Raw genomic sequence first — 453 nt, forward strand, 5'->3', positions numbered from 1 at the left:
GTTGAGAAGGACACGATCGTCCAGGCAAGAGTGCTCGCACTGCTCTGTGCGAAGCGGCGGCAAGCCGTCAACAATCCGGGCATCGGCGACGAAGAGCTCGAGCGCCTGTCGGGCTGCCCTCGCGAGCACCTAGAATTCCACCTCTGGTACCTTAAGGCGAAGGGTTTCATCGGCAGGACAGAGAACGGGACATTCGCGATCACGGTGCAAGGCATTGATCGCGCCTATTCGGAACGTCAGGACGCTAGGCCGGTCGCTAGAAGACTGCTAGAGAGCACGGCCAGCTAACATTCAACGAACAAGGCCCTTGGCCAGTCCGCTCGGTCAACTCCTGGTCACGCTTATCTCGCGGATCGCATAAGCGAGGCTTATCGGCAAGCGTCATGCTCTCAAGCCCTTTGAAGCCGCGGGAGAGAGTGAATCCCAGTCGGTGCCGATGCACTTGGTCCAGTT

At 59.2% G+C, this 453-nt stretch carries 1 pseudogene; it reads left to right on the forward strand.

What is annotated here, in order from left to right:
- Positions 1-288 (forward strand): annotated as a pseudogene (locus EN818_RS33340) (J domain-containing protein); the annotation flags it as partial.
- Positions 289-453 lie beyond the last annotated feature (165 nt).

The organism is Mesorhizobium sp. M3A.F.Ca.ET.175.01.1.1 (genome assembly GCF_004791945.1).
Lineage (GTDB): Bacteria > Pseudomonadota > Alphaproteobacteria > Rhizobiales > Rhizobiaceae > Mesorhizobium.